General features: G+C 70.1%; 1 protein-coding gene. It reads left to right on the top strand.

What is annotated here, in order from left to right; all coding sequences use genetic code 11:
• Positions 1 to 33: 33 nt before the first annotated feature.
• Positions 34 to 612 (top strand): hypothetical protein (locus tag JZ792_RS43660; protein ID WP_216918427.1); only part of this gene is annotated, 579 nt, incomplete at its 3' end.

Below are 612 nucleotides of genomic sequence, written 5' to 3' on the forward strand. Positions count from 1 at the left end.
GCCGTCCACCGATGCCCCCGAGGTTCCCGCACCATGGATGCCCTCCACGCGCTGATCCGCGATTTCAGCCCATCCCATACCTGGATCGAAGCGGCCGTGCTGGCCGCCTGCCTGGCGCTCGCCTACGTTGCGAGCCGCATCCTCGGCCGCCAGCAGCCGCCCGATTCGGTGTGGTTCGGCCGCCGCACGGTCGATGGGCTGATGTTCCCGCTGCTGGCGCTGGCCCTGGCCTATGCCGCCCGCGTGGGCGTCGAGACGGTGCTGCTGCAGCCGGTGTTCCTGCTGCGCGTGGCGGTGCCGGTGCTCAGCTCGCTGGTGCTGATCCGGTTCTTCGCGCGCATCCTGGCCAATGCCTTCCCGAAATCGGCCGCCATGCGGCTGGTGGAGCGCATCGTCTCCTGGCTGGCCTGGGGCGTGGCGGTGCTCTGGATCGTGGGCCTGCTGCCCGCGGTGCGCGCCGAGCTGGCCGGCATCGCGATCCATTTCGGCAAGTCGCAGGTCACGGCGCTCACGCTGATCGAAGGATCGCTTTCGGCCACCGTGGTGATGCTGCTGGCGCTGTGGCTGTCGTCCACGCTGGAGCGGCGCCTGCTGGACCGCACGATCGTGGAC

This window comes from Nocardia noduli (assembly GCF_019038455.1).
In the GTDB taxonomy this organism is placed as follows: Bacteria; Actinomycetota; Actinomycetes; order Mycobacteriales; family Mycobacteriaceae; genus Nocardia; species Nocardia noduli.